The sequence below is a fragment of the Halalkalirubrum salinum genome (assembly GCF_005543295.1).
Classification (GTDB): domain Archaea; phylum Halobacteriota; class Halobacteria; order Halobacteriales; family Haloferacaceae; genus Halalkalirubrum; species Halalkalirubrum salinum.
Map to the genome: position 1 here is coordinate 1 of NZ_SRSG01000018.1, position 25,216 is coordinate 25,216.

The window sequence follows — 25,216 nt, forward strand, 5'->3', positions numbered from 1 at the left end:
CTCTTCGGTGAGGCCTTTTTCGGCCTGGAACGCGGACTTCTGTTCTTTCTTGAACTCGAAGCGAGCTTCGGTATCTGTCTGTTTGAGGTGGTCTTCCGAACTCATCACGTATGCATTGGAATATGCATACATAAGTTGTGTGCTGACAAACTGATTGTAGTAATCAAATAACGTTACTTTAGAAAAATAGAATATAGATTGTTATTAGAAGAAATTACTCCCGTGGCGTGGGATAGAAGATTGTTGTAGCCACTCAGGTGTTTTGTGACACGCGACTCGGTCGAGTCTGTCGGCCTTAGCTTTGGAGTTTATAACCCGAAGCAAAACCCCCTGTGTGGTCAGTCGTGTCCGGAGACTCGTACCGGTTCGTAGGGTTCTTCGAGATACTCGATGTCGCTCGATCGGAGGTCGATATCAAGCGCCTCCACGGCATCCTCAAGATGCTCGATCGACGTGGTCCCGACGATCGGCGCGGTGACGACATCCTTCGAGAGCACCCACGCGAGTGCGATCTGGGCCATCTTTACGCCCTTTTCTTCGGCAAGTTCGGCAACGCGGGCGTTGATCTCCGCGCCGCCGCCCTCGCGGTAGGGATGGCGGTACATGTGCTCTTCAGTCTCTCCGCGCGTTGTCGCGTCGATCTCCGCATCTGGCCGCGTGAGGTATCCACGCGCCAGCGGCGACCACGGGATCACGCCGATGTCCTCGGCGGCACACAGCGGGAGCATCTCGCGTTCCTCCTCGCGGTAGACGAGGTTGTAGTGGTTCTGCATCGTGACGAACCGATCGAGTCCGAGGCGATCGCTCGTGTGCAGCATATCCGCGAACTGGTGGGCCCACATCGACGATGCCCCAATGTATCTCGCCTTGCCGTGACGAACCGCATCGTCAAGTGCCCGAAGTGTCGTCTCCGGCGGCGTATCGTAGTCGTAGCGGTGAATCTGTAGCAGATTAAGCGTGTCCATGCCTAGCCGATCGAGGCTTGCGTCCAGTTCCTGTTCGATCGCCTTCCGAGAGAGCCCCCCGGAGTTCGGATCGTTTTCGTCCATCTGGAAGTAGACCTTACTCGCGACGACTGCTTCCTCGCGGCGGCCCTCAAGCGCCTTCCCGAGGACGCGTTCGGATTCGCCCTCGGAGTACATGTTGGCGGTATCGAAGAAGTTGATCCCGAGTTCGATCGCCCGATCGACGAGTTCGAGCCCCTCTTTTTCATCTAACACCCACTCGCGCCAGTCACTCGAGCCAAAACTCATACAACCAAGACAGATCTTCGAAACCTCCATGCCGGTCGAGCCAAGCGTCGTGTACTCCATGGATGGTCCTCACTGGCAGACGACAAAAACCCGATCCCACCAGCAAGCCACACGAGCGGTGCAATCTACATCAACAGCGGTGTTTAGTGCGTGTCACTCCTAAGAAACTCTATGACGGTGTGGGTTCTCGGCGACCAACTCTCAACGAACTGCGGTCCGATCGAACACGCCGACCACGTGCTCATGATCGAAGCGCATGCCTTCGGCGATCGGCATCGCTATCACCCCCAGAAACTCCTGACGGTGTTCGCGGCGATGCGATCGTTTCGCGATCGCCTGCGGGAAAGCGACTACGAGGTTACGTACCTCCGCGCAGAGACGTTCGGAGCGGCGCTCGATCGGTACTTTGAGGCGAGCCCTGGCGACGACCTCGTAATCATGGAGCCGCCGAGCCACGGGGCTGGCGATCGCCTCGAAGCCATGGTCGAAGCCCGCGGTGGAACGCTCACACGGGTCGAAAACGAGCTTTTTCTCACGACGCCCGCGGAGTTCGATGCGTGGGCGGGCAAACATACCGACGATCGCACGTATCGCCAGGAGAACTGGTATCGACACGTCCGCCGCGAGACAGGCATTTTGATGGACGACGGCGAGCCGATCGGTGGCGAGTGGAACTACGACGACGAGAATCGCGAGACGCCACCGAAAGACTGGGAACCGCCAGCAGTGCTGCGGTTCGAGCAGGACGAGACCACCCGCGAGGTGCGATCGTTCGTTGCCGATCGCTACCCCGACGCCTGGGGTCGGCTGCCGGACCCTGATGAGCCCATTCCGTGGCCGGTGACCCGCGAGCAGGCGCTCGAAGCGCTCGAGTGGTTCATCGACACCCGACTTGGCGAGTTCGGCCCCTACCAGGATGCGATGGTAACCGACGAGTGGGCGCTGTCGCACTCACTCCTGTCTTCGGCGATCAACCTCGGGCTGCTCACACCGATGGAAGTCGTCGATCGGGTCGAAGCGGCCTACCACACTGGGGACGCGCCGCTCAACAGCGTCGAGGGATTCATCCGGCAGGTGATCGGCTGGCGGGAGTTCATGCGGCACGTCTACCGGCGATCGATGCCAGAACTCGCGGCGGCAAACCAACTAGAGCAATCGCGGGAGCTGCCACCGGCGTACTGGACGGGCGAGACTGACATGCAGTGTCTCTCTGAGGCAGTCGGTGGCGTGTACGATCGCGGCTACGCACACCACATCGAGCGGCTCATGGTGCTTTCGAACTTCGCGCTGCTGTACGGAGTCGATCCGGCCGAACTGAACGAGTGGTTCCACCTTGGGTTCGTTGACGCGTACCACTGGGTGACCACGCCGAACGTGATCGGGATGGGTTCGTTCGCGACGGACGTGCTCTCCTCAAAGCCATACGCCTCCTCGGGCAACTACATCAACCGGATGAGCGATCACTGCAAATCGTGTCCCTATGCGGTCTCGAAGACGACCGGCGAGAACGCCTGTCCGTTCAACGCGCTGTACTGGGACTTCCTGAAAGAAAACGAAGCGACGCTCCGTGGAACCGGCCGGATGGGGCTCATGTACTCACACGTCGACAACAAAAGCGACGAAGAGTGGGACGCGATTCGCGATCGGGCCGATTGGGTGCGGCAACTAACGGTCCGCGGCGAACTCTGACCTCGGCGGCGACGCAGTGGCTATTCCAACCGAGATCCCGGTCAGGTGACGAACACAACAGCAATGCGGGATACGACCGAAAAAAGTGTATGGAGCTAACAGTCCACGGGCCACTTCGCGGCGTGACTGGATCGAAAATAGTCTCGATCGCGACTGACGACCACGAGGAATCAGTTCAGAGCGTGCTCGAACGCTTTGTCGAGCAGTATCCACGAGCCAATCAGCAGCTGTTCAACGATGATGGAACCCTCCGAGCAAGTGTTCGTGTGCTTGTCGACGGCGAACGTGCCGACCCCGAAACGGAGTGCCGACCGACAGCAGCGATCACACTCATTCCTGCCGCACAGGGCGGATGATCGAGGCCGGCACAAACGAGATCGAGTGAGTGCCCAGTGCGAAAATATTCAGAGTCCGTACTGCTCGCGAACAACCGAAGCCAGCCCCACGTCTTCGAGGATCTCCGTCGGGACGAGCATCGAGAGCTGCACAACACCTGGCAGGCGAGCGATCTCAACGCCGCCGGTGAACGTACAGCGGGCTCGAACCTCGCCTTCAGTCATGTCAAATAGCGACCCGGCTCGATCGAAGGCGTTGTCCGTTGCCTCGTTGACCGTTGCCCCTGAGCCGATGATCTGCAGTGGCATCGCATCCGAGACGGTGTCGACGCCGTACTGTGCAGCGAGCGTGTTGGCCGTCTCGCGCTCGTCGTCGGTGTACGGCTTGGCAATGTCTGGAAGGTCCGACTCGTTCGGCAGGAGGAGTGGGCCGTCCATCTCGACGTCTTTGATCACCTCAACTTCGAGCTCAGTCGTCCCACTCACATCAGTCGTGTGTAGTGACAGTTCTCCGTCTCCCTGATTCGCGTGGAGGTCACCAACGTAGAGCCCACCACCGTCGACTCGCACCGGACAAATGAGCGTTGCACCCGGCCGCACATCGTTTGAATCCATGTGGCCGTCAGTCCGTGCCTCGAGTTCGCTTTCGTCAGTGATTCCCCAGTCGTGGTCTGCACCGATGAGGAATTGCCCGAAGTCACCAGCGTTGTGTGAATCCGGAAACTCAACCGCTGGTGTCGTCCCGATGTTGCCAATGAACGGCGCGAGATGGCCGATCGTCCCCGGGATCTCGTCTGGTTTGTACAGCAAAATCGGATGCTGACGGGAGTTTTCTGGGAGTGCCATGTTCTCGTCAGCGTTCTCGGCGAGCTGATTGGCACCCTCTGCGCCGACAGTTAGCCCAACAGTTCGATCCTCGTCAAAGACGACTGTGTAGCCGTACTCGAAGCCAAACGAGGAGGCGTTGGCTCCACACTCGGCGCATCGAATTGAATCCTCACCAGTACCCTCAACGACCGTGTCGGGCCACTCTGTGCCACATTCCGGACAGCGATGGTCGATGAACGGATCGTCGCCAAAGGCCTCATCGCGTTCGGCCATACTGCCAGTGCTAGTGGCGATGCTCGTCACTGATACGTCTTTGATCCGGACGACGAGTGCATCGCCGACCTCGGCGTTTTCAACACGGATCGGTCGGGTGACCTCATGCCCGCCGCGAAACGATGGTGTAATCATCGGTCCCCAGCAGCCAGCCGGGGTGTGCGTTCGAACGGTCCCGCCGTCAGCGACGGTGCCCGCCCACTCTTGATCGGGCCCGACCAGCCCAAGCGTAAACTGGTCGACATCGAGTTCCTGTTGAATCTGTTGAGACATCTATTGTCTGTATGTGATCAATTAGCATAAATGATCTGTGGACAGTGGTTCGTCTGTGCCGATCGTGAACTGCTCCGACACGTCGCTTGAATCGCAGTTGGTCGTAAACTGCTCCAACGGGGGGCTTGGATCGCAGTTGGTCGTTGTCACTACTCGATCGAAAAAATCGGTTGTGAGCAAGGCTATCGCTCACACCCGAAGACGGTCACAGCAAAACTGAAACCGCGGTTCGAAATCCGTACCGGGTAACTGCTCGCGCAGTTACAGTCGTTCGAGGTCTTTCGCTCGTGGGCCTTTTTCTGCTTGGACCACGTCGAATTCGACCTCTTGGCCTTCTTCGAGATCCGGACCACCGACATCTTCCATGTGGAAGAACACGTCCTCGTCGACGTCGTCGCTTTCGATGAATCCGTAACCGCCAGTGTCGTTAAAGAAGGCTACCTTCCCTTTCGGCATGACACCTCAATTGAGGATGAGGCAGGATAAAAACGTTTGGTAGAAAACCGAGACTGTCCCGAACGATCGACTCGCGCGTAATCGTCTATGATGCGGTCGCTGTCTCTCCTACTGTTGCGACTGGCATTCCCCAACAGGGGCGGCCAGCGCTGTTGAATCGGTGGGTTCAGGAGTGAACCCGACGCGGCAGAAATCGTCGCAATTTATGCCTATTCGGCTCTGTTGAAGTCCTTAAGAACTGATAGGATCCACGTGCGAGATACAGAAGCAGAGCTCATCAACGACGGCTAAGAACAAATTGAACCACCACCAGCGTATGATGCAAATCATCGTCGTATGCTACTGGTGTGATGTTGCAGTTCGGGTCGGTGATCTGAGCGAGGAAAAATCAGTTCTCCCATGGCGAAAAACGATAAGCAGCACCAACGCAAGCAGCATCCCGATGAACGCCTGTCCACCAGCGTCGGATTCAATCGCGGGAAACGCCCACAGCGACCAATTGAACGAAGCGTGGAGCAAAATCATCGGGGCGAGACTCCCGCCAGTGTTCTGAAAGACCCACGTCATAACGACAGACAGGAGCGTAATCGTGATCATGAACCCCACGAGGGGGCGTTGATAGTACATCGTCATCGACGGCATGTAGAACCACGGCAAATGCCAGACGCCCCAGACGAGCCCCAGCCCGAGACTCCCCGCGAAGGCGCCAAACCGTTCGATCAGCGGTTCGAGTGCGTACCCGCGCCACCCCAATTCCTCTTGAAGCGGCCCGCCAAGAAACAGAATGTAGACGAACGCGATCGGGAGCACATACGCCTCCCCCGCCCACGGAAGTGTCGGTTCAACTCCCCAGACGACGGCAACACCAAGTGCGCCGATTGCGAGCACTGGGAACAGCACTACCGCCGGAAAAAGCCACCTTCGGGAAAACGACAGGTCGATAGCACGCTTGAGGAGACGGACCACACCGTCCCGCCCACCGTGGATATATACGAGGAGCAGTGCAGACACGGTGGGGCCGAACGCTCCGACTTCCGGTAACACGGAGATCCCGACGACCAGGTCGTCTATCACCGCAATGCCCGTCTCGGTACCCGAGGCCACGACGACCTTCGGGAGCCACAACGCCCACGAGAACACGAATGTAAGCGAAAAGAAAATGACGAGCCATTTGGGACTGTTGTTCGGACGTTCGTCGGCAACTGGTGAAGCGTTCATCGGATGGCATGATATAATGCTTAGGTGTAGCAAGAACTTTCCGACGTACTCGATTGACCGCTTCAGGTCGCTAGATAAGCGGGTTCCGTGCGAGATACGCGCTCTGTATTCAGCAGAACGCTGAGAACATATCACCGGCTGAGGATTTCACCAGAGCCGCCTATTCGTTATTTGCGGAACGGCCGGAGCACGATCGGGTGGTAGTCCGTATGCGGATCCCACCGCCGGAACGCGAGGCTGTTCGACATCACCGAGACGCTCGAGGCGGCCATCGCCAGTCCCGCAAGCGCGGGATTGAGCAGCCCGAGCGAGGCGACTGGGATGAGCGTCGCATTGTACGCCAGCGCCCAGAAGAGGTTCTGACGCACCTTCGCGATCGTCGCCTCCGAAATCCGGATCACTTTCAACACATCAGCAGGATCGTCCCGCATTAGCGTCACGTCCGCTGATTCGATCGCCACATCGGTTCCCGAACCGATCGCGACGCCGACCTGTGCGGTCGTGAGCGCCGGTGCGTCATTGACCCCGTCGCCGACCATCATGACGCGACCACCGCCGGATTGAATCTCGTCGATCACGTCGGCTTTGTCTTCCGGAAGCACCTCTGCACGAACGTTTGCTGGGTCAATGCCGACCGATTTGGCGACTGCCCGTGCTGTCCGTTCGTTGTCGCCGGTCAACATGTAGACAGATTGGCCGCGATCGCGAAGTGCAGCAACCGTCTGTTTCGCACTCTCGCGGACGCTGTCCGCCGAAGCGACAACTCCAACGAGCGTACCGCCGACGGCCACGAGCATCGCCGTCTTGCCCTCGGATTCTAGCCGCTCGAGCGCGTCGACCGCTGGAGTGGGATCGATTCCGTTGTCGCGCATGAGCTTGCGGTTGCCGACGAGCGTCTCACCGAACCCCGTCGTCGCACGGATTCCGTGTCCGGGGACGTTCTCGAAGGACTCAGCCTCGTCCAGTTCGAGGTCTCTCTCCCGTGCGCCCGCAACGATCGACTTTGCGAGCGGATGTTCTGAGCTCTGTTCTGCGCTCGCTGCCGCGGCGAGCACGAACGATTCGTCATCAAGTGGACTGTCAGTCCCTTCGTCGTCCGCTGTGAGGGCTGCGCCAGCACCGTCAGCACGGACGTCTCCGTCGAGTGCGACGACGTCTGTGAGTTCTAACTCGCCGTGGGTGAGCGTCCCGGTCTTGTCGAAGACGATCGTGTCGATCTCACGGGCCTTTTCGAGTACGTCGGATCCCTTGAACAACACGCCGTTGGTGGCAGCGATCGTCGAGCCAACCATCGTTGCCGCCGGGGTCGCAAGCCCCAACGCACAGGGACAGGCGATCAAGATCGCCGAGGCGAGGACAACCATCGAGAACTCGATCAACGGCACACCGCCGGCGACCGGTCCACCGCCGACCATCGCAAAGACTGGCACCAACTCAGCAACCGCCGACAACTGCGCGGGAAACAGTGACCAGAGGATCGCCCATGCGATCGCGTTGACGATCACCGCCGGAACGAAGTACGCGCTGATTCGATCGACCAGCCGCTGGATGTCCGGCTGTCGGGCCTGGGCCTCCTTGACGCGCTTGACGATCTGTTGAATCGCGGTTTCAGAGCCGACCTTCGTGGCCTCGACGACAAGCACGCCGTTTTCGTTGATCGTCGACCCGACGACTTCGTCGCCTGGCTCTTTTTCAACGGGTACACTTTCGCCCGTTAGCATCGACTCGTCGACAGCGCTGTCGCCCTCACGGACGACACCGTCAGTCGGGATTCGCTCGCCGGGACGAACCTTCAGACGATCGCCAATCTGGACATCTTCGAGGGGCACGACCGACTCGGAGCCGTCTTCGTGGACGATCGTCGCCTCCTCGGCTTCGAGTTCGAGCAGCGATCGAAGCGCGTCGCTCGCCTGGGCTTTCGAGCGGGCTTCCAGGTAGTTGCCGAGCGTGATGAACCACAGGATGAACGCGACCGCCTCGAAGTAGAGTCCGCTGCCGGCGATCGCATCCAGAAGGACAGCCACGCTGTACAGGTAGCCGACGCTCGTCCCCATCGCCACGAGCGTGTCCATGTTCGCTTGGCCGTTGTTCACTGCCGCGTGATACGCGCCTACGATGAACTCACGGCCGAGTGTCGCCATGAGTGCGGTCGCAAGGGCGAACTCGATCCACCCGATGTTGACGCCTGCGATCGCCTCCGGCAGGGCCAGCAGCCCAAACATATCGGCCATCACGAAGAGGAACGGCACAGTCAGTGCGCCGCCGCCGACTACCAGCCGCCACTGCTTTGTCATCTCCCGCTGGGCGACTGATTCGCGATCGCCCTCCGAGCTCTCATCGGAATCGGGGCGCACCGGCTCGTAGCCCGCCGATTCGATCGCCGCGTACACTCCTTCGAAATCAATATCCGCAGGGTTGTACTCGATGGTCGCCTCGTCAGCGGCGAAGTTTACCGTCGCGTCGATCACGCCGGGCACTGAGCTGACAGCACTTGCAACGGCCTCAGAGCAGCTCGCACACGACATGCCACCGACTTCGATTGTCTGGCGTTCACGCTCCGGCTGATAGCCGGCAGCCTCGATTGTCTCGTAGATCTCAGCGAGCGAGACCTGCTCTGGGTTATACGTGACCGTTCCCTCGTCTGTCGCAAAGTTGGCGCTGGCGTCGCTTATGCCTGCAAGCGAGCCGAGCGCGTCCTCGACGTTCCCAACGCAGGTCGCACACGACATTCCCGATATCTCCAGTTGTGCAGTCCTACTCATCTTGTGTATACATACGGTCTCCCTTTTGAATCCGGTTGTGGTTTCGAATCAAAAGCAAATATGATCAGACACGACGAATTCAAAATTCAGCGAGTAGTCACCGTAGCAGGCTATGCGTCGGCACTAAACCGATCGTAGCGCTCTTCGAACCGTGCCAGGCACGATCCACAACAAAAGTGGTACTCAGTGCCGTCGATCGTCGCTGTCTCACCCTCACTTGTGACTGTGTTTCCACATTCCACACAGTCAATCGATAGCTGCGTCTCATCCGTGATCGACGGTGACCACGACTCCTCGGACAACAGGTGGACGTCGATCGATCGGACACGATCGACCGGGACCGCCGAATCCAGCAGTTCAGAGACGCCTCCTGACCCAAGCGTCGCGTGGACGAACACGGTCGAATCAGCGGTGACGAAGCGGTGTTCGACGCGATCGAGCGCAGCCAGCGCGTCCGCCACCGCCGTTGCGTGTCCCGGTTCGATCGCCAGTTCGATCAAGACTCCGACGCCGCCACGGAGCAGTTCAGTGTTTAAATCGAGCGTAAATCCCCGGATGACTCCCAGCTCAGAGAGTCGATCGATGCGATCGCGAACCGCAGGCGCTGACAAGTCGACGTGCGCTGCGATCTCACTGTACGGCCGCCGGCTGTTTTCCAGAAGCAGCCGGATAATCTCACGATCGATCTTGTCGAGGTCGCGCATACCGATCCTACAAGACGGAGCCACCTAACGGTTCCTACAGCGGTTTTGTTTCAAAGGAGATGCCGCTATTTTGCTTTTGATTCGAAATCAAAGGGCCAATAGGATATTGGTGCGTACACTCAGTTGATGAGTTTCGAGATGCAAGTCGAGGACATGAGTTGCAGCGGATGTGAATCAGCCGTAGAATCAGCGATCGACGGCCTCTCAGGGGTGTCAGGTGTCCGTGCAGACCACGAGTCCGGTACCGTCGTCGTCGACGGCGATCCGGATCGGAGCGTCGTCGCGGCGGCAATCGAAGACGCCGGCTACACCGTCTCGTGAGGAACGACCCATGCGAGTGAGTGTTATTGGTGGCAGCACGATCGATCAGGAGATCGCCAAGACCGCCGAAGCGGTCGGCTCCGAACTCGCGAGTCGAGGCCACACCGTCGTCTGCGGCGGCCTCGGCGGCGTCATGGAGGCAGCCTGCCGCGGTGCCGTCGCCGCTGGCGGGGAGACGATCGGAATTCTCCCGACCGATCGGGTTGCGGATGCGAACGACTACGTCACTACCCCGATCGCGACGGGGCTTGGCCACGCACGGAACCCGATTGTGGTGTTAAACGGAGACGCCGCGATTGCGATCGACGGCGCGGGCGGCACGCTGAGCGAACTCGGGTTTACACGGGTATTCGAGAAACCGACCGCTGGAATCAATACCTACGAAATTGACGGTATCAAACCGGTCGGGACTGCCGCAGAGGCGGTCAATTACGTCGAATCAGCAGTTGGAGAATAAAAGCGTACTCGGCGATTGTGTCCGCCGCTGAACCTACCAGGTACCGTGGAACGTATCAAACTCCAACGAATCTAATGGTTTGTTGCCAACAGCGATCTCGTACTCCCCGGGGGTCAACATCGGCTTGTGGAATCTTGGGCCGTCGTCGGTCGTGATCCGCGGACAGCCGGTGTTGACGAACGCGTCCATGTTGAAGTTCCGGAGGCGATCGGGGGTCACCTCGTCCATAGTGATCAGATAGGCGTTGTCGTTGTTCTCGACAATCTCCTGGGCGGTCTCCCAGCGACCCTGACCGATCTTCGTGCAGAAAATCACTCCCCATTTCTCGGCGTCCATGGCACGGTGAACTGCGCCGTAGCGCTGTTTCAGGAACTTCTCGGGATCGGCAAGCGTGACGACGTTGTTCACCGGATCGGCGATCACGACGGTCTTGTCAGGGTGTTCCATCGCAAGCCCGAGCGGGTGGAACTTCCCGCCGCCGACGTATAACACCTGCTCGGCATCGATGTCTGCGGAGGCGTAGTTGCAGCCGAGGACCTGTCCCTCGTAGGTAAGTCGATCGTCGCCTCGGCGAGTGTGAACGACGTAGTCGCGTTCTTCGAGCCACTCGACCATGTCGCCGAAGAGATTCATGTGCTGGGCAGTCGTCACGAGTCCCACGTTGGGATCGTCTTCTGGATCGGCCAGCTCTTTGAGTGACTCTTTCATGATCGGATACGGATCGACGTTCGAAAACAGCGGGACGTAGATGATGCGATCGGACTCTTTCATCGGCGAATGGCCGAAGTGGACGAAGACGTCTGTCCGCCGCATGAGATAGGTGTCGAGGTCACACGCGCCGTAACATGGCTGCCCAGAGAGCATGAACGTCACATCCGGCGCGAGTTCGCGAAGATCGTCGGCGACCGCTGGACCACGGCGCTTTAGTCCCTCTGGAAACTGCAACCCTACCTTGGTAGCGTCGCGTTCTTCAATCTCTTCGACGATCCGATCGAGTTCGTAATCCCACTCTCGATCGTGCTTCAACGACATTCCGGTGTTTCGGAGGTCTCCCTCGGTGTTCGGGGACGATGTCCCATCCTGACTCATTGGCATGTATTGCGTACCGGGACGGTTAAGCGCGGTGTTTCCGAGAGATTTTCAGCACGTTCTGGCGGTACATATATGCCTCTCCGCCATGGTATTGGAAACGGATGCAACGGGATGGCCCGGCAGTGTTCGATGACGATCGCGTCGGCCGCGAGCGCGAGGAGCTAACCGGCTGGGATCGAGTCCTGACCGATACGATCTATTACGGCCTCGGTGGGGTGCTGCTGTTGACGTTTCCGGCGCAGTGGCTCGTGTTTCAGACCCCAACGATCGATCTCGAAGCAACAGCAGCGGTATGGGGTGCGCTCGTGGCGACCATCCTGGGTATTGGGTTCGCCCGGGGCGGTCACCTCGAAGCGATTGGCGAGTGGCCATCGCTTTCTGGGAGAGCCTTGGGATCGGTGGGTGGGTATTGCAGCATCCTCACCCGTGGCGTGTACCTTTGTTCGACATTCCTCATCGCTGCGTACGGTGGCGCAGTCGTCGCCATTGCGGTGGCGTCCGTTATCGGCGGGGTGAACGCATCAGGCCTCGCAGCGATCGTTGGGGTCTGTGTTGGAGCGATCGCTGTCGCTGCACTGCCAACCGTGCTTGAGAACACCCATCGTCTCGCTCCCGTTCGAATCGGCTACCACGCGTTCGCGATTATCACAACCCTACAGTACGCGCGGCCGTTCGATTTCAGTACTGGGGATCCCGCCGCCGCACTGTTCGCGATCGGGCTCGTTGCGGCTGCCACCGTCGACGCAGTGTGGCTACTTCGGCGAAGTCGGTGATGAACATCTGGTCGATCGTAGCGACGTCTGATCTTCGGTGACATTGATGTTACTCCCGGGTTCAAGATCCGCGATATCGTAGGATCGTATATGACCGAGATACTGCTCGAACACGTCCATCTCGAAGCCGAGATCCAAAGTGACGGACCCGCCCCAGCAGTGTTCGTCCTGCACGGTCGCGGCGCGAACGAACAGGATCTGCTCCCGATCGCCGACGAACTACCCGACGAACTCCACGTTATCAGCTTTCGCGCGCCTGATCGGCTCCAGGGCGGTTACACATGGTACGATCTCGACCTCTCAGGCGGCGGTCTCCACGAAAGCCAACCGGATGCGGAAGGGTTCCGACGAAGTCTCGATCTGGTCACCGGGAGCATTGACGCTGCGGTCGAAGCGTACGATCTCGATCCCGATCGACTCGGACTACTGGGCTTCAGCCAGGGATCGATCATGAGTCTCGCGTTGTTACTCGAATCTCCCGATCGAATTGCGTGGGTGGCAGCACTCCACGGCTATCTTGCAGACTCACACGCGGATCTCGATCCCGATAGCGTCGACGACAAACCAGTCTTTATCGCTGCAGGACGCGCCGATCGAATTATTCCACATACACGCACGGAGGCCGCAGCCGATCGGCTTCGGTCGATCGGCGCAGATGTGACCGTTGGCGTCTACGATGCCGGCCACGGGGTCGGTCCTGCAGAGCTGTCGGACCTCGTTGACTTTGTGACAACAACAATTCAGCATTGACTCACCGCTATCGCCGCGTACTCAACGCGATCACACGCCCGGAAGTGTGTCGATCAGTCCAAGTGTTTCGACGCCAAGCCACAGAACGAATATCCCGTACCCACAGAGGAGGACGATGCCCTCGAGCCGAGTGATCTGTAACTCGGTACGCATCGCAGTAAAGAGAATCACCGTTGCGAACGTCAGGACGCCCATCATTGGCACTGCAAGCGCGTAGTTGACCGTCGTCGAGCCGACCAACAGCACGCCAATGGGGATGACCACGAGCAGATCGAACGTGTTGCTTCCAAGCACGTTCGCGACGCTGACCTCTCCCCTGCCCTTATCAGCCGCGCGAATGCTCACGAACGCGTCAGGCAGGCTTGTGCCGGCGGCGACGATTGTCAGCCCCCACAGGAAATCTGGCGTGTTCAGCGCCTCACCGAACCCAAGCGCAGCGACAACCAAGCCCTCCACTGCTATGACAATAAGCGCAAGCGATAGGCCGAGCTTCAGCCACTCTCGGCCGACAGATTCTTTTGGCGGATCGACCGGCGGCTCGTAGTCGGAGACATCCTGGTACTGAATAAACAAATAAAGGCCGTACATCCCAATCGGAATCAACACGAGTGGACGGCTGAGCTCAGCGGTCAAGCTACTCGTTTCGGTGTTGTAGATCACGCCAAACGAAAACGTCAAAAGCAAAATGGCGATCGCGAGCATGTAAAACTGGCCTTCTTTGTAGACGATGTCACGGTTTACTTCAAGCGGACTGCTTCGGAGCGCGCTCACGCCTGGAATAATGAGGATATTAAAAATTGCTGAGCCGACGATTGCGCCGACACCAAGATCAAACGTGTTGTGCCGAAGGACCGACAAGACGACGCTCGAAAGCTCTGGAAAGCTGGATCCGACCGCAACAATCACTGCGCCCTGAACGACTGCGGGCAACCCATAATATAGTGCCAGCCGTTGGCTTGCAGATTCGAGGAGCTCACTGGCTTTCCAGATAACTGCAGTAGAGGCGAGCGCAAGCACAGTCAACCAAAGCAGAGACATATCGGAAACTCCACCGCGCGGTATCCTAAAAGAACCGATGGGCTGTCGACGATCGATCCAGATTCGTCCAATTATACGTTGATGCAGTTCTCGTCGGAGAAATGTAGTTGTCTTCGCCGAGTCCGCGTCGGCTCGTCAGCGATTCAACGGTCGTCGTGGTCTCGTTAGTCTGCCGTGCAGTCTCGTACCACTGCGGCTCGTCGATTGTACCGCTCCACGCGAATAGCTGCATATCGTAACGAGCTGTTTCGTTCGTTCCGACAGGAGTGTACAACACTTGTAACAGATCGACTGTACCGTCGGGGCGGATCACTGCAAGTGCTTGATAGTTCTGGACTTCTTCATCGATTTTGCTCGGATCGCCTGTCGCTCGGACGACAAATGCCTGACGGCCGAACACATCGTCCCTTTCGACGCGTGTTTCGTTCGTATCGAGGTATCGTACAATCGCATTGGCCATCATTCTGGTAACCGCCTCAGTGTCGTCAGTACCACGAAATGTGCTGTTTTCAAACGTCGTCTGGTTATCATAGGTCCACTGGCCGTACCGATTTTCACCGTTCGCATACAGATTCAGCGTCCGATTCGCTCGGTCTTCCCCTGGTGGATATTCCAGACGCTGTCGCATCTCGTAGCTCGTCCGGTTATTTATCGTCCCATCGAGACGGTGGGTCACCGCCCCGGGATAGGTGGTGTGGTTCCGTGGTCCGGATTCTCTGATCGCAAACGTGTAAGATGAACCCATAACGGCGTTGAGGTGTGCCTCGCGGACGGCATCAATGTCATCGATGCCTTCGTCATTAATCCCTGGAGGATAGGCTGATTGGGTTTCTTCGCGCTCTGCTGTGTTCGTTTGTGAGTCGTTGGTGCCGTTTCCGAACCGATCGCTGCCATCAAATTCGGTATTACGATCGAACTCGGGTGTCGAATCCGAGATACTCAGCGGCACGCCCGCCGCCGCAGCGACCGCTGCGAGCAACAGGATGACGACGGCCATAGTTTTAAAAACGGGCACCCGATCCAACAGCCTGGGCGACGGCTCCAGTGTCGATTCCTCGTAATACAACGATCGCTCGAAAATAGCCTCGTACACCTTCTCAGCTACCTCGCGATCGATACCGTACAAGAGTAGATCACGAACCTTCGATGGACCCCACACGGCTACGTCGGTGTGCTCGTCGAGGTGAACCCGGCTGCGATCGATTGTCACGAGAATATCGTCGTCGATACTGGGTGCCGAACCGACTCGAATCCGTTTGGATTCTTCGCCTCGTCTTGCAACGAGCAGGTTTCTATCCCGATCGACCGTCCAGCCGCGTTCGGTCCACAGCACTTCGAGGAGTGCAAGCCTGTCCGATCGGTCTAGCTGTCCGAACGCGTCGGCAAAGCACTGATCGGGAACGGCTCGCATACGGTATGGTACCGCACGCACACGCTCAAACGTTGCGGCGGGTTCGGCACGCATAAACCGCCGCAGTACGAACGATCTGATATGAGCGCACAATCGGTGACGCTGGAAGATCTCGGTCGAGAACTTGGCGAACACATCGCTACGAGCGACGTGTACGAGCGCTACGAAGCTGCAAGCAGAGCAGTCGAAAACGATCCCGAGGCCCAGGAGCGAATCTCAGCGTTTGAACAGCTCCGACAGGAGTTCATGATGGCAAAACAATCCGGAAGCGCCGATCGAGAGATGCTACGAAAAGTTCAAAACGCCCAAAATGAACTCCATTCGCTTGCAGTTATGGAAGAGTACCTCGACGCGCAAGCAGCACTCCAAAACGTCCTCGAAGACGTCAACCGGGCAATCTCGGAGCCATTAGCTGTTGATTTCGGCGGAGAGGCTGGCGGCTGTTGTCACGACTGATTTCGCAATAAAACCCGTCAGGCTGTTGTGTGGTAATATTTAACTCAGATCACGGCTAACACATCGAGTATGAAACGGCTTTCGACCGGCATCTCCACCCTCGATCGCCAACTTGGAGGTGGAATTCCAAGCGGTAGCACGCTCGTGTTGTCCGCAACGCCGGCGAGTCAATCCGAGCTGTTCCTCTACGAGCTTATTCGGGCGCGCCCGACGCTATACCTGACAACATTGCGATCAGAAGATGCGGTTCGGGATTCGATTAACCGAGCCGCAATCCCTCCAAACGACCCGAAAATAGCTGAGATTGACGGCGACGCACCGCTGGATCAAGCTATTCAACTTATAAGTACCCTCCCTGAAGAATCCACGCTCGTTATTGATCCCCTTGATCCGCTCGAAGCTACCGATCCGGCCCGCTACCGACGCTTCTTGAATCAGCTTGGAACCCACTTACAAAACACCGATAGTGTCGCGGTCCTCCATGCGTTGAGCGGTCGACACACCGAAGCGACCCGTGACGTGACTGAGTACATGAGTGATATTATCTTCGATCTCCGGACGGAAATCCGGGGAAGCGAAATAGTAAACAAACTCGCGGTTCCGAAGTTCAGAGGTGCCAGCGCACTCGAGGAAACGATCAAGCTGAAGCTCACAGAAAGCGTCCAAATCGATACGAGTCGAGATATCGCGTAGGCTATCAAACAGCCGTCCAAACAATCACAGCGATGGCGACCGCGACAGCGATCGCCGCCCACGGTGTTGCCCGCTCAAACAGTTCTCCGGGAATGGCGTTCCGGCCGAAGAGGTACGCAAAGTACACAAAAAGCGGCGAAAGCTCAACGAGTGCGGGGAGGTCGGCCCCCAGACCCATCCGCAGCACAACGACGAGCGCGATTGTGCTTCCGCCGGCCGCCGCAGCGACGATCGCGTCTTGTTTGGCTTCAGCAAGGTCCATTTATACTCGTCAGCAGCGTCGATTGTGGGTGAGGTAGGTTACTCTTCGGTGAGTTCTTGGGCCAGCTCGTCTGTGTCGAGATCGACATCGTCGAGTGCAGCCTCAATGTCTTCGCCGCCGGCACCGCCGAGGCCGCCAAGACCACCCATCATGCCGCCCATGCCGCCGGGACCTTCGATCGTCTCCTGAACGATTACGCGATCGAGATCGAGCTTGCTCATCACGTCTTGGGCGATTTGTTGTTTCGAGAACATCCACTGCTGATTCATCGTCAGTTGCGGAGTCGCCTCGATGTAGAGCGTTTCCTTTTCGACGATCTCGATTTCCGTCTCCGGTTCGACATCCTCGTCGTCCTCGTCATCTGCGGCATCTGCGTCGTCGTCTGCGTCGTCCTCGTCGGGTTCGACGATCGTCTCCTCTTCGACCTCGTCGGTTTGAATCCACACGTTCGGTGCGGACTGGAGGTACATACCGAGCAGACCGCTTGCCTGCGCTTCACGGTCGTCCACAACGTCGACAATCTCGTAATCGTACTCGAGATCCTCTCCAGCGAGTGGGTGATTAAAGTTCACACGAGCACGCCCGCCGATGATCGTCTCGATGTGGCCTTGCTCGCCGTCAATGGTCACCTGTGCGCCGGGGTAGCGATCGTCCTCACCAATCTTGTCTGCACTGACAGTGCGGACCTGGTCTGGATCGTACTCGCCGAACGCTTCGACCGCGGGGATTTCGACGGTTCCACTCTCGCCGACTGAGGCACCAACGAGCGCCTCGTCAACGGCCTGGAAGATGTGGCCTTCGCCGATAATGATCGTCCGTGGAGAGAAGTCGTAGTTGTCGTCGTCGATGCCTTCCTCCTCGGCGATCTCCTTGTCAGTAGTGTCCACGACGGTTCCGTCTTCGACGGTTCGGACCGTGTATGCCAGCTTGATAAAATCGCCGTTCTGGAGTCCTGCAGATTCCTCGGGTGTCTCCTCTTCCGCGTCAACGTCATCGGCGTCTGCGGCTGCCTCGGCCGCTTCTGCCTCCTGTTCATCGCTCATACCCGATACATCACTTGTTCGGCCCTTAAGGCGCACGGTTCGAACCGCAAATCGTGCCAACCATACCCACTCTGACGACGAAAGCGCGACGATTTATCATTCCCTCCAACGACGATATTGTACAGAGATGTACGAGGTCGAACTCAAATTCCGTGTCGACCACGATCGGATTCGCGATCGACTCACAGCCCTCGGTGCCGAACCAACCGGTCAACGAACACAGACAGACACATACTACGACGCACCGCACCGCGAGTTCGCAGAGACTGACGAAGCGTTGCGAATTAGACGCGAGTCGACACAATCTGAGACAGTCGAAAAACTCACGTACAAAGGCCCTCTCGTCGAAGCGGAATCAAAGACTCGAATCGAACACGAAACCGGCGTCGCAGACGGAGCGGAACTCGATCGGGCGCTGGCTGGACTGGGCTTCTCTCCCGCTGCAACCGTCGAAAAGCACCGAGAGTTCTACGCGCTGGAGGGGTACACCATTACACTCGATGCTGTCTCGGGTCTCGGAGAATTCCTCGAGATCGAAGCTGCGGCCGACGAGGAATCGATTTCGACAGTCAGAGACGGTGCGATCGACCTACTCGCCGAACTCGGCCTCGATCCCGACGACCAAATCAGAACCTCGTATCTCGGGTTACTTCTTACCTCGAAAGACAAATAAAGCCGTGACGGTCGTCCTCATAGCTGAAAATATTGCCAAATAATGTTTGTGGGTTATGAATTGCTGCTCGAAGGTTTCCGCAAGTTATAGCACCTCCCAGATCGAACGGACTGGTAATGGAGCGGAACATTCAGGTTAGCGAACTCGATCGCCGTGCGGTCGAGGACCAGGACGTCGAAATCGTCGAACGAAAGGGGATCGGCCACCCTGATTCAATTTGCGACGGAATCGCTGAGCACGTCTCACGAGCCCTCTCACAGCTATACCTCGATCGTGTCGGAAAAGTACTCCACTACAACACCGACGAGACCCAACTCGTCGCCGGCCGCGCTGCCCCGACCTTCGGCGGCGGGGAAGTTATCGAACCAATCTACATCCTGATTGTTGGGAGGGCAACAAAAGAGTACGAGGGCGAACAACTCCCCGTCAGCGCGACGGCACTGAGTGCGGCCAGAGAGTACCTCGCCGAGCAGATTCCTGAACTTGAATTCGGTCGTGACGTGATCGTTGACGTGAAACTCGGCGAAGGATCCGGTGACCTCCAAGACGTTTTCGGCGAAGAGACTGTCGAGGTTCCGATGGCCAACGATACCTCATTCGGCGTGGGCCACGCCCCGTTGACTGAAACCGAACAGATCGTCTACAACGCCGAACAGAATCTTAACACAACGTATGCCGAGGCACACCCCGAACTCGGGCCAGATGTGAAGATCATGGGCAAACGCGAAGGCGACGTGATCGATATTACAGTCGCTGCCGCGATGATCGACCGCTACATCGACGATCTCGACGACTACGACGAGGCCGTCTCCTCGGTCAAATCATACGTCACCGAACTGGCACGGGAGTACACCGATCGAGAGATCGCCGTGGCAGTCAACACTGCCGACGACTACGATGAGGGATCTATCTATCTCACGGTCACAGGCACGAGCGCAGAACAGGGCGACGATGGATCAGTCGGTCGGGGCAACCGAGCCAACGGACTCATCACCCCGAACCGCCCGATGAGTATGGAAGCGACATCCGGAAAGAACCCCGTGAACCACATCGGCAAGATCTACAACCTCCTCTCAACAGAGATTGCTGAGAGCGTCGTCGCGGAGGTCGACGGTATCCGCGATCTGCAGGTACGGCTTCTCAGCCAGATCGGCCGGCCGATCGATCAACCGCACGTCGCCGACGCGCAGGTTGTCACCACAAGCGAGATCGCAATCTCAGACGTCGAAGCTGACATTCGGGCGATCGTCGACCGAGAACTCGCCAACGTGACCGAGGTCACCCGCCAGACGATTGAAGGTGACATCGCGACGTTCTAGTTGATTCTCACAGAGCACGCTCTTCAAGAGTTGGTCTGAAAATAAGGTCGTTTATTCGGGCCGGATGAGACCCGATATGACCGCCAATTCGATCGTCTCAAGCGACGGTCACGCGAAAGGGACTGGATCAGGCAGCGGCAAGACGGTCACAAGGTACAATCCAAGAACCGTCAGCACGCCTGCGAGCACGGGAAACAGGACGACCGCGAGGTTCGTCTCAGCGAGCAGGTTCTTGAAATCACCGACCATGTTTGCGAGCGATGGTGTGTTACTTTTGGACAGGATTACGAGCTCAAGTCCAAAGAGGATCACCGTCGCTGAGGCGGACATCATACAGAACGGACAGATTTCACCGATTGGGACGAGTTGGAGCCAGACGAAGTACGCCGAGGCTCCGACACCCGTCGCGGTAATGGGCGTGAGGATCTTGATAATAAGGGGGTGTCGGGTATCGAACCACCACAGCGATAGCCCGATTGTAGTGAGGTAGTACGCCGATCCAAGCGTCGCAAGCGGGATGCCAAAGACGTAGGCCCACGGACTCGTAATAACTCGGATACTACCTGCCACTGGTGCATCAGCCGGTATTGCCGGGATCGCGAAGAAATGCACTGCTGTCAAAATGACGGTTACTGTCCATCCAAAAACTGCGACCGCCGTAAACACGGCGAACAACGTCGGTACTCGCGTTGAGTAGTTCCAGTCGTAGTCGAACAGTCCTCTTGTACTGGTTGGGGTCGCCATACACGATTTTGTTTGGGCGGTAGATATTAAAATATTGCGCATTATATTCAATACTATTTGACGCCGATGCTCATCCCGAGTAGGGTGGATGTGGCTCTATGTCGAGACTACATTGTTGTTAAATCAGAGAATAACTCGTTTCTACCCGGCTCTATGCGCACTCCGTCCGGTTGTAGAGCAGATTTCACAGCAATTTTCGACGCTCTGTAGTTACTCAATCTGCCGGCGATTGTATGAGTCTCGCCATAGAGGATTGCTTTAATTATACAATATAATGTCTGGTTGTAGCAATGCTAATAGCTGTCAGAACAATCAAGCTCAGATGAAAAACGAGTAAATTGAGTCTACCGTCGTGGTGAAGATTCCGCTTGAATTCGCGCCCGTGGGTACTCTTTGTGAGCGTGTGTAACAGTTGTGGTATACTACCTGCCAATAGGGGTCTCCGAATCCTGCGATCGGTCAAGCCGGTCGACCCTGGTGAGCCAGCGTGTAAAGTGTTTAGCTGATGAACTTGTTGTCCCGCCAGTTGACGCCGTTCCCCTCAGCACCGCTTTGTCGTGGGCTCTCGACAACTTCGACCGTTGCGGGTCGTTCTTCGCCCTCAACAATTCGAGTGGCGACAAGATCGCCGTCCTCTTCGGTAATCGCAGTCAGGTTGCCTTTCTCGGTTTGCAGTGCGATCTCGCGGAGCACGAGGAACATCGGATACTGCAACGCCGAATTCTGCAAGACCGTCTCGCGATCGCCTTTGAAACAGGCGAATTCGACAAGCTCGGACGGGATCTCTTCTTCTTCGTCCTGGACCCACTGTGGACCGCCCGCACGCGGCGGCTCCTCTTCGTACACCCGAGTCTCGGTGACGCTTGCTTTCAGCTGGGCAGTTGGGGTGTACTTGCTGAGGTTGTTGTCGGTTGAGACCGCTTTGATAATGAGGGTGTTATTTCGTCGGGTGATGTCAACGTCGGCGATTTCCGGGGGCAGTTCCGGATCGCTTTCGAAATACGATGTGACATCTTCGAGTGGCAGTTCAAGCGTTGAGTGGAGACGGTATACACGACCTGTCATGGATGGGTGGGTTGGGTTGGGTACGTCCGATGGGTTCGTCTGTCGAGGCGACAGTACCTACCGTACCTACGTGATCCGAGCATATATGACCTGCCCTTCGTGTTACGATTGCACAAATAACCGAAAACAGCAGATAGAGCGACTTTACTCCGCTATTCTACTGCGAGCGTCGTTTCGAGCTCCCCACGCTCCTCGAGTTCGGCAAGGATGTCACTGCCGCCAACAAACTCACCATCTACGAATGTCTGTGGAATTGTCTCCCAGTCACTGTGTTCGTTCAATGCCGATCGGTAGTGATCAAGCGCGGGCAACACATCGACTGTTTCGAAAGAGTCGCGGTATTGACCGATGAGCTCCAGCGCGCGCGCTGAGTATCCACACTGAGGCATGAGCTGGTTGCCCTTCATGAACAGCACGACCTCGTTGTTCTCGATCGCTTCCTCGACGCGCGCGGCGACCTCGTCGGCGTCCAGATCGCTTTCGGGTTGGAATGCCATGTACACTGATTGGTGACTCTGCGGGAAATGCGTTGCGTCGGCGCTCGCCCACGGCTGAAGTCGTGGGCTTCCGCTATCTTTGTGTTACTCGATCGCATCGGGTGGCCTTGCGATCGCAATCGATTCCTAGTCTGTTGCTGTGAATCGACTACTCTTCGCGCCCCGTGAATCGACTACTCTTCGCGCCCGACTGGCACGACGTTAATCAGCGAGTGAACGGGGACACCATCGATCGTGTCGAGTCCCTGTTTGTCGACGATGACAACACAGGCGACGGGCTCACCACCCTGCCCGCGGATCGCCTCAATCGTCTCACGGAGCGTCGTGCCGCTTGTCACCGTGTCGTCGACGACGTAGCAGTCACGATCGCGGATCGTCGCGAAGTTCCGCGAGAAGCCGCCGCCGAGATCTTCGATATCGCCTTCCTCCCACTGGTGTTTTGCGGGGGCATACGAGCCGATGTCAGTTCCGAGCTCTTGGGCGACGACTGTCGCGATCGGCGTCCCAGCCTTCTCAATGCCGATCGTAAGGTCGACATCCTCGCCTTCCTTCGAGAGCAGGTCGGCCATTGCCGCGCCAAGGTGGGTGAGCCGGGCGCTGTCGCGGCCGATCGCGCTCCAGTCGACGTGAATGTCTTGGGGACCTCTGGCGGCGGTTGTCTCAGGCGTGGGCTCGCTGCGTGCGCCGCTGCGTTCGACGAGCCAGCTTGCGGTTTCGCGAGAGACGTTCAGCTCGTCTGCGATCTCGCCCTTCGAAACGCCACGGGATGCAAGCTCTGCTGCGCTGTCGATCAGGTCGTCTACGTTTTTCATATACTGTCGAATTGAACGGCCGTTTTAATAGTCGTGTCGTCATCGACGAACGCCGTCTCAAACTCTTTGAGATCGTACACACCGGTTATCAACGCGTCGAGGAACGACTGATCCATTGCCGAGAGCGATTCGACGGCCGCCTCGAAGTGCGGGATGTGAGAGTTAACACTGCCGACGATCGCCTTGTTGTGCAGCACAATCTCTCGGTGTAACGAGCCGCCATCGATCTCGAAGGCCCAGTCGCCGGGAACGCCGAGGAGTGCGGCAACGCCGTTGGGTGCCAACGCCTCGATCGCCTCGAAGGCATGCTTGGCGTAGCCGGTCGCCTCGAAGATCAGGTCCGGCGCTTCGTAGTCGTCGGGAATCGCTGCCACTGGTGTCTCGTTCGAGTTGATGTACGTTCCACCGATGGATTCGATGATATCGATCGTCGGATCGGGCCGCTCACGTCGACCGAGACAGTAGACGCGATCGAACGATTCCTCAAACATGGCAAGCGTCAAGAGCCCGAGACTGCCGTTACCGAGGACGACCGCAGATTCTGGCTGCCACTCGAATGCCGATCGACTCGCGCGGGCGTGAGCCACGGCCTTCTCCGTGATCGAAATCGGCTCAACGAGAAAGCCCACGTCCGCCAGCGACTCCGGAATTTCGACGAGATACTCGCCTGGGCTTGTGAAGTATTCGGCCATGAAGCCGTGTTTACCGACGATCCCTCGCTCGTGGTACTGGCCGTCGGGAGCCATATCCGGTTCGCCGCGTTCAAAGTACTCGTTCGGGCCATTGGGCGGGCGACGTACCGTCGGAACGACAATGTCTCCGGCTATAAACGACGTCCCGTTAGCATCTTCAACAATGCCAACGGCCTCGTGGCCGAGGACAAGATGATCCGAACCATCGGGTGCGCCGCCGTGTCCGCCCGCGATCACCTCGTGGTCTGTCCCGTCAACGCCGACCCGGAGGGTTCTGACCAGCACCTCCCCCGGCCCAGGCTCTGGTTTCGGCACGTCAATGAGTTCAGCTTTCCCGGCACCTGTCCTGACCGCTATCGCATCCATACATGAATGGTGGTGATAGACCACCAAAAGATTTATTCTATACTGAGTAAAGACTAACATGTCGGCGAACGCCGATCGGAGTCGGTCCAGCCCCCGATTTCGATCGACCCAGCCACCATCTATTGCGTTCGTCGCACTAGTTCCTCTTTCAGGCGGATCTCCGCCTTTTTGTCGATCGGTTACGTACTGAGTGACGTGTGTACGCTTACGATTGCGTGGCGTGTCTTCGAGGACGCACCGGTTCTCGTCGCCGCCAACCGTGACGAGGCGATCGATCGACCTTCGACGACGCCAGGATACTACCGGAATGAACCACCAATAATCGCACCGCGTGACGAGGAGGCCGGCGGGACGTGGATCGGCTACAATGCCGCCGGAGTGTTCGTTGGGATTACGAACCGATGGGTCGATCGCCCGAGTGGCCGATCGCGCGGCGCACTCGTTGCGGATTGTTTGGCGCAAGACAGTGCCGCGACTGCAGTCGAGTTCGTCGAACGATCGGTGCAAACAGAGACGTACGCGGGCTTTAATCTCGTCGTCGCAGACGCAGAAACGGCGACGCTTCTCGAATACGACGGGAAACTGTCGACTCGATCGTTCGACCCTGGCGTCCATGTGGTTGTGAACGTGGGTGCGGACGGCGCGTTCTTCGAGCCGACCGCTCGGCCAGCGGTAGGTAGACAACAGGGAAAAAACGCCGAGACGCTCCGCTCGGCACTACAACCACACGCGGGAGAAAAAGCTGACGAGTGGCTCAAGCGTGCCGGGACAGCACTCGGCAATCACGACTACGGCGTCTGTATTCATGGCGACGGATTCGGAACCCGATCGGCTTCGCTCATCCGGCTCGGCGTTCCCGATGTGGGACTGAACGATCGGTATTTGTTCGCTGGTGGACCGCCGTGTGAGACGCAGTTCGTCGAGGTTGCTGTGTCGATCGACTCAACGTAGTGCGGATCAA

Annotated in this window: 27 protein-coding genes; 11 read left to right on the forward strand and 16 right to left on the reverse strand. The window is 57.9% G+C overall.

The genetic code is table 11. From position 1 onward, the window contains the following. Positions 1 to 338: 338 nt before the first annotated feature. Positions 339 to 1,313: an aldo/keto reductase gene (locus E5K03_RS07390; protein ID WP_138005957.1), complete on the reverse strand. Its 975-nt coding sequence runs from the start codon at positions 1,311 to 1,313 to the stop codon at positions 339 to 341. 111 nt (positions 1,314 to 1,424) lie between these two features. Between E5K03_RS07390 and E5K03_RS07395 the strand changes: the two genes are divergently transcribed. Together E5K03_RS07395 and E5K03_RS07400 are read left to right on the forward strand one after the other, a co-directional pair. Then, positions 1,425 to 2,942: a cryptochrome/photolyase family protein gene (locus E5K03_RS07395; RefSeq protein ID WP_138005960.1), complete on the forward strand. Its 1,518-nt coding sequence runs from the start codon at positions 1,425 to 1,427 to the stop codon at positions 2,940 to 2,942. Between the two features lie 89 nt (positions 2,943 to 3,031). Further along, a complete protein-coding gene (locus E5K03_RS07400; protein WP_138005962.1) occupies positions 3,032 to 3,298 on the forward strand; it encodes a MoaD/ThiS family protein in 267 nt (88 codons plus the stop codon). A 48-nt stretch (positions 3,299 to 3,346) separates the two neighbouring features. On the opposite strand, the gene E5K03_RS07405 is transcribed toward E5K03_RS07400, so the two are convergent. From E5K03_RS07405 to E5K03_RS07425, 5 genes are all read right to left on the reverse strand, one after another. Beyond that, the gene (locus E5K03_RS07405) at positions 3,347 to 4,651 is read right to left on the reverse strand and encodes an acetamidase/formamidase family protein (RefSeq protein ID WP_138005965.1); all 1,305 of its coding nucleotides are present in this window, start codon (positions 4,649 to 4,651) and stop codon (positions 3,347 to 3,349) included. Between the two features lie 261 nt (positions 4,652 to 4,912). After that, a complete protein-coding gene (locus tag E5K03_RS07410; RefSeq protein ID WP_137198732.1) occupies positions 4,913 to 5,107 on the reverse strand; it encodes a cold-shock protein in 195 nt (64 codons plus the stop codon). A gap of 339 nt (positions 5,108 to 5,446) precedes the next feature. After that, on the reverse strand, positions 5,447 to 6,325 hold the full coding sequence (locus E5K03_RS07415; RefSeq protein ID WP_138005967.1) for a CPBP family intramembrane glutamic endopeptidase: 879 nt from the start codon (positions 6,323 to 6,325) through the stop codon (positions 5,447 to 5,449). 167 nt (positions 6,326 to 6,492) lie between these two features. Continuing rightward, the gene (locus E5K03_RS07420) at positions 6,493 to 9,087 is read right to left on the reverse strand and encodes a heavy metal translocating P-type ATPase (RefSeq protein ID WP_138005969.1); all 2,595 of its coding nucleotides are present in this window, start codon (positions 9,085 to 9,087) and stop codon (positions 6,493 to 6,495) included. Positions 9,088 to 9,197: 110 nt separating this feature from the next. After that, a complete protein-coding gene (locus tag E5K03_RS07425; RefSeq protein WP_138005971.1) occupies positions 9,198 to 9,791 on the reverse strand; it encodes an AsnC family transcriptional regulator in 594 nt (197 codons plus the stop codon). A 138-nt stretch (positions 9,792 to 9,929) separates the two neighbouring features. Between E5K03_RS07425 and E5K03_RS07430 the strand changes: the two genes are divergently transcribed. Then, a complete protein-coding gene (locus E5K03_RS07430) occupies positions 9,930 to 10,112 on the forward strand; it encodes a heavy-metal-associated domain-containing protein (protein ID WP_205742972.1) in 183 nt (60 codons plus the stop codon). A gap of 10 nt (positions 10,113 to 10,122) precedes the next feature. Continuing rightward, on the forward strand, positions 10,123 to 10,569 hold the full coding sequence (locus tag E5K03_RS07435) for a TIGR00725 family protein (protein WP_138005976.1): 447 nt from the start codon (positions 10,123 to 10,125) through the stop codon (positions 10,567 to 10,569). A gap of 33 nt (positions 10,570 to 10,602) precedes the next feature. Here the strand turns inward: E5K03_RS07435 and dph2 are convergent, their stop codons facing one another. After that, on the reverse strand, positions 10,603 to 11,658 hold the full coding sequence (gene dph2 / locus E5K03_RS07440; protein WP_138005978.1) for a diphthamide biosynthesis enzyme Dph2: 1,056 nt from the start codon (positions 11,656 to 11,658) through the stop codon (positions 10,603 to 10,605). 104 nt (positions 11,659 to 11,762) lie between these two features. On the opposite strand from dph2, the gene E5K03_RS07445 reads away from it, so the two are divergent. After that, on the forward strand, positions 11,763 to 12,434 hold the full coding sequence (locus E5K03_RS07445) for a hypothetical protein (protein WP_138005981.1): 672 nt from the start codon (positions 11,763 to 11,765) through the stop codon (positions 12,432 to 12,434). A gap of 90 nt (positions 12,435 to 12,524) precedes the next feature. Next, a complete protein-coding gene (locus E5K03_RS07450; protein ID WP_138005984.1) occupies positions 12,525 to 13,184 on the forward strand; it encodes an alpha/beta hydrolase in 660 nt (219 codons plus the stop codon). Positions 13,185 to 13,214: 30 nt separating this feature from the next. Here E5K03_RS07450 and E5K03_RS07455 read toward each other — a convergent pair whose 3' ends face one another. Next, positions 13,215 to 14,222, reverse strand: coding sequence for a sodium:calcium antiporter (locus E5K03_RS07455; protein WP_138005987.1), 1,008 nt, complete (start codon positions 14,220 to 14,222; stop codon positions 13,215 to 13,217). Between the two features lie 25 nt (positions 14,223 to 14,247). Then, positions 14,248 to 15,633, reverse strand: a complete 1,386-nt coding sequence (locus E5K03_RS07460; RefSeq protein ID WP_138005989.1) for a hypothetical protein — start codon at positions 15,631 to 15,633, stop codon at positions 14,248 to 14,250. An 81-nt stretch (positions 15,634 to 15,714) separates the two neighbouring features. Here E5K03_RS07460 and E5K03_RS07465 point away from each other — a divergent pair, with 81 nt between their 5' ends. Both E5K03_RS07465 and E5K03_RS07470 read left to right on the forward strand, forming a co-directional pair. Then, positions 15,715 to 16,089 carry a YlbF family regulator gene (locus E5K03_RS07465; RefSeq protein WP_138005992.1) on the forward strand — a complete coding sequence of 125 codons (375 nt, stop codon included), beginning with the start codon at positions 15,715 to 15,717 and terminating at the stop codon, positions 16,087 to 16,089. A 69-nt stretch (positions 16,090 to 16,158) separates the two neighbouring features. Continuing rightward, positions 16,159 to 16,782 carry an RAD55 family ATPase gene (locus E5K03_RS07470; RefSeq protein WP_138005994.1) on the forward strand — a complete coding sequence of 208 codons (624 nt, stop codon included), beginning with the start codon at positions 16,159 to 16,161 and terminating at the stop codon, positions 16,780 to 16,782. 4 nt (positions 16,783 to 16,786) lie between these two features. On the opposite strand, the gene E5K03_RS07475 is transcribed toward E5K03_RS07470, so the two are convergent. Further along, entirely contained in the window at positions 16,787 to 17,044 is a 258-nt protein-coding gene (locus E5K03_RS07475; RefSeq protein WP_138005996.1) for a hypothetical protein, read from the reverse strand. A 38-nt stretch (positions 17,045 to 17,082) separates the two neighbouring features. After that, entirely contained in the window at positions 17,083 to 18,087 is a 1,005-nt protein-coding gene (locus tag E5K03_RS07480; RefSeq protein ID WP_138005999.1) for an FKBP-type peptidyl-prolyl cis-trans isomerase, read from the reverse strand. A 127-nt stretch (positions 18,088 to 18,214) separates the two neighbouring features. Here E5K03_RS07480 and cyaB point away from each other — a divergent pair, with 127 nt between their 5' ends. After that, on the forward strand, positions 18,215 to 18,760 hold the full coding sequence (cyaB, locus tag E5K03_RS07485) for a class IV adenylate cyclase (RefSeq protein ID WP_138006000.1): 546 nt from the start codon (positions 18,215 to 18,217) through the stop codon (positions 18,758 to 18,760). A 116-nt stretch (positions 18,761 to 18,876) separates the two neighbouring features. After that, positions 18,877 to 20,079: a methionine adenosyltransferase gene (locus E5K03_RS07490; protein ID WP_138006002.1), complete on the forward strand. Its 1,203-nt coding sequence runs from the start codon at positions 18,877 to 18,879 to the stop codon at positions 20,077 to 20,079. Positions 20,080 to 20,187: 108 nt separating this feature from the next. Here the strand turns inward: E5K03_RS07490 and E5K03_RS07495 are convergent, their stop codons facing one another. From E5K03_RS07495 to E5K03_RS07515, 5 genes are all read right to left on the reverse strand, one after another. Further along, entirely contained in the window at positions 20,188 to 20,823 is a 636-nt protein-coding gene (locus tag E5K03_RS07495; protein WP_138006005.1) for a vitamin K epoxide reductase family protein, read from the reverse strand. Positions 20,824 to 21,321: 498 nt separating this feature from the next. After that, positions 21,322 to 21,888, reverse strand: coding sequence for a DUF7110 family protein (locus tag E5K03_RS07500; protein WP_138006007.1), 567 nt, complete (start codon positions 21,886 to 21,888; stop codon positions 21,322 to 21,324). Between the two features lie 152 nt (positions 21,889 to 22,040). After that, the gene (locus tag E5K03_RS07505) at positions 22,041 to 22,385 is read right to left on the reverse strand and encodes a glutaredoxin family protein (protein WP_138006010.1); all 345 of its coding nucleotides are present in this window, start codon (positions 22,383 to 22,385) and stop codon (positions 22,041 to 22,043) included. 173 nt (positions 22,386 to 22,558) lie between these two features. After that, positions 22,559 to 23,197 (reverse strand): transcriptional regulator GfcR, encoded by a 639-nt coding sequence (gene gfcR / locus E5K03_RS07510; RefSeq protein ID WP_138006012.1) that lies wholly within the window; start codon positions 23,195 to 23,197, stop codon positions 22,559 to 22,561. Next, complete coding sequence (locus E5K03_RS07515; RefSeq protein WP_138006015.1) at positions 23,194 to 24,255, reverse strand: glucose 1-dehydrogenase; 1,062 nt, start codon at positions 24,253 to 24,255, stop codon at positions 23,194 to 23,196. Before E5K03_RS07515 ends, gfcR begins: the two co-directional genes overlap by 4 nt. Positions 24,256 to 24,450: 195 nt before the next feature. Here E5K03_RS07515 and E5K03_RS07520 point away from each other — a divergent pair, with 195 nt between their 5' ends. After that, positions 24,451 to 25,206: an NRDE family protein gene (locus tag E5K03_RS07520; RefSeq protein WP_138006019.1), complete on the forward strand. Its 756-nt coding sequence runs from the start codon at positions 24,451 to 24,453 to the stop codon at positions 25,204 to 25,206. Positions 25,207 to 25,216: the final 10 nt, after the last annotated feature.

Coding starts and splice junctions, on each gene's coding strand:
- E5K03_RS07420 (WP_138005969.1), bottom strand. CDS start 9,087: ATGAGTAGGACTGCACAACTGGAGATATCGGGAATGTCGTGTGCGACC.
- E5K03_RS07405 (WP_138005965.1), bottom strand. CDS start 4,651: ATGTCTCAACAGATTCAACAGGAACTCGATGTCGACCAGTTTACGCTT.
- E5K03_RS07395 (WP_138005960.1), top strand. CDS start 1,425: ATGACGGTGTGGGTTCTCGGCGACCAACTCTCAACGAACTGCGGTCCG.
- cyaB (WP_138006000.1), top strand. CDS start 18,215: ATGTACGAGGTCGAACTCAAATTCCGTGTCGACCACGATCGGATTCGC.
- E5K03_RS07495 (WP_138006005.1), bottom strand. CDS start 20,823: ATGGCGACCCCAACCAGTACAAGAGGACTGTTCGACTACGACTGGAAC.
- E5K03_RS07480 (WP_138005999.1), bottom strand. CDS start 18,087: ATGAGCGATGAACAGGAGGCAGAAGCGGCCGAGGCAGCCGCAGACGCC.
- E5K03_RS07425 (WP_138005971.1), bottom strand. CDS start 9,791: ATGCGCGACCTCGACAAGATCGATCGTGAGATTATCCGGCTGCTTCTG.
- E5K03_RS07430 (WP_205742972.1), top strand. CDS start 9,930: ATGCAAGTCGAGGACATGAGTTGCAGCGGATGTGAATCAGCCGTAGAA.
- E5K03_RS07400 (WP_138005962.1), top strand. CDS start 3,032: ATGGAGCTAACAGTCCACGGGCCACTTCGCGGCGTGACTGGATCGAAA.
- gfcR (WP_138006012.1), bottom strand. CDS start 23,197: ATGAAAAACGTAGACGACCTGATCGACAGCGCAGCAGAGCTTGCATCC.
- E5K03_RS07445 (WP_138005981.1), top strand. CDS start 11,763: ATGCAACGGGATGGCCCGGCAGTGTTCGATGACGATCGCGTCGGCCGC.
- dph2 (WP_138005978.1), bottom strand. CDS start 11,658: ATGAGTCAGGATGGGACATCGTCCCCGAACACCGAGGGAGACCTCCGA.
- E5K03_RS07500 (WP_138006007.1), bottom strand. CDS start 21,888: ATGACAGGTCGTGTATACCGTCTCCACTCAACGCTTGAACTGCCACTC.
- E5K03_RS07450 (WP_138005984.1), top strand. CDS start 12,525: ATGACCGAGATACTGCTCGAACACGTCCATCTCGAAGCCGAGATCCAA.
- E5K03_RS07475 (WP_138005996.1), bottom strand. CDS start 17,044: ATGGACCTTGCTGAAGCCAAACAAGACGCGATCGTCGCTGCGGCGGCC.
- E5K03_RS07465 (WP_138005992.1), top strand. CDS start 15,715: ATGAGCGCACAATCGGTGACGCTGGAAGATCTCGGTCGAGAACTTGGC.
- E5K03_RS07490 (WP_138006002.1), top strand. CDS start 18,877: ATGGAGCGGAACATTCAGGTTAGCGAACTCGATCGCCGTGCGGTCGAG.
- E5K03_RS07390 (WP_138005957.1), bottom strand. CDS start 1,313: ATGGAGTACACGACGCTTGGCTCGACCGGCATGGAGGTTTCGAAGATC.
- E5K03_RS07515 (WP_138006015.1), bottom strand. CDS start 24,255: ATGGATGCGATAGCGGTCAGGACAGGTGCCGGGAAAGCTGAACTCATT.
- E5K03_RS07505 (WP_138006010.1), bottom strand. CDS start 22,385: ATGGCATTCCAACCCGAAAGCGATCTGGACGCCGACGAGGTCGCCGCG.
- E5K03_RS07415 (WP_138005967.1), bottom strand. CDS start 6,325: ATGAACGCTTCACCAGTTGCCGACGAACGTCCGAACAACAGTCCCAAA.
- E5K03_RS07410 (WP_137198732.1), bottom strand. CDS start 5,107: ATGCCGAAAGGGAAGGTAGCCTTCTTTAACGACACTGGCGGTTACGGA.
- E5K03_RS07460 (WP_138005989.1), bottom strand. CDS start 15,633: ATGCGAGCCGTTCCCGATCAGTGCTTTGCCGACGCGTTCGGACAGCTA.
- E5K03_RS07455 (WP_138005987.1), bottom strand. CDS start 14,222: ATGTCTCTGCTTTGGTTGACTGTGCTTGCGCTCGCCTCTACTGCAGTT.
- E5K03_RS07470 (WP_138005994.1), top strand. CDS start 16,159: ATGAAACGGCTTTCGACCGGCATCTCCACCCTCGATCGCCAACTTGGA.
- E5K03_RS07435 (WP_138005976.1), top strand. CDS start 10,123: ATGCGAGTGAGTGTTATTGGTGGCAGCACGATCGATCAGGAGATCGCC.